Origin of the sequence: Dyella sp. AD56 (assembly GCF_002878475.1) — a bacterium.
GTDB lineage: Bacteria > Pseudomonadota > Gammaproteobacteria > Xanthomonadales > Rhodanobacteraceae > Dyella.
The window spans coordinates 1-947 of sequence record NZ_NRDP01000052.1 but is presented as its reverse complement, the minus strand read 5'-3'; the positions used below and the strand labels follow the sequence as shown (position 1 = coordinate 947).

Genomic DNA, 947 nt, shown 5'->3' with positions numbered 1-947 from the left:
GAGGATGATGCCGGTGAGCGACATGTCGCCCAGGCTGGCGCCGCCGGAGGCGGCGTGCATCACGGGTTTGCGGTCGTTGTTGAACAGCGGTTGCAGCCACACGGCGGAGAACTGGGCCAGCGGTACGGGCGGTGGCAAGCCTTGGTCGTGTGCGGGTGGCAGCGGCGTGGCCGGGCGTGTGGCGCCCCAGGACACGCTGCGGCCCACGCCCAGCAGCAGGGTCAGCAGCAGTGCGCCAAACAGCACGGCCACGCCCCCGAGGATCGGGGTCAGGCGGCGTTGGGCGGCGGCGTTCATGGTGCACCGCCCTGGGCATCGTCGCCGCTCGCACGCGGCTGGTGCACGTAGCCGGACAGGGTGAACTGCACTTCCAACGGGGCGGCGGCCTGTTGCATGGCGGCGACCGGGTTGCGGTAGATGCTCAGATCGTCGACGAACAGGTAGGGCGTGCCCTGCTCCAGGTCGTGCAAGGTCTCGGCCAGCGGCTGCACGTCGCAACGCAGGCTGATGCTCACGGCGACTTTGCGGTAGGGCTCGTCGGGGGCGGCCGGGGGGTTGGTGACGGGCATTTTTTGGGTGACGTCGCAGGCGCCGCCTTGGGGATGCGCGGCCACGGTATCGACCACGCGCTGCATCAGGCCGGCGGCAGCGGCGTTGGGGTCGTCTTCGGGCAGGAAGGCGTGACTGGCCGCCTGCCCTGCGCCCATCGCGGCGATGCGCTGCTGCAGTTGCGGTTTCTCGGCGATGGCGGAGGCGTAACGCGCGTGGGTGTCGCGCAGGTCGTCCATCTCGGCGTGGATGGATTGCAGCGGCGCCACGAACCACCAGTGCAGCAGGGCGAAATAGGCGATCACCAGCACGACGAGCAACAGCAGGATCGCCGCGATGCGGCTGTCGCGCGGCTTGAGCGCGGCCAGCTTCATGGCGTGCTACCAGCCGCCGCCGGC

1 protein-coding gene and 1 pseudogene are annotated in these 947 nt (G+C 70.2%); both read right to left on the bottom strand.

The features are described from left to right. A pseudogene (locus tag DyAD56_RS23470) lies at positions 1-297 on the bottom strand (hypothetical protein); the annotation flags it as partial. Continuing rightward, a complete protein-coding gene (gene gspM, locus DyAD56_RS23465; RefSeq protein WP_102303096.1) occupies positions 294-923 on the bottom strand; it encodes a type II secretion system protein GspM in 630 nt (209 codons plus the stop codon). The pseudogene DyAD56_RS23470 and the gene gspM, both read right to left, overlap by 4 nt. Positions 924-947 lie beyond the last annotated feature (24 nt).

Excerpts from the sequence above, each read along its gene's own strand:
- gspM (WP_102303096.1), bottom strand. The coding sequence starts at position 923 with ATGAAGCTGGCCGCGCTCAAGCCGCGCGACAGCCGCATCGCGGCGATC.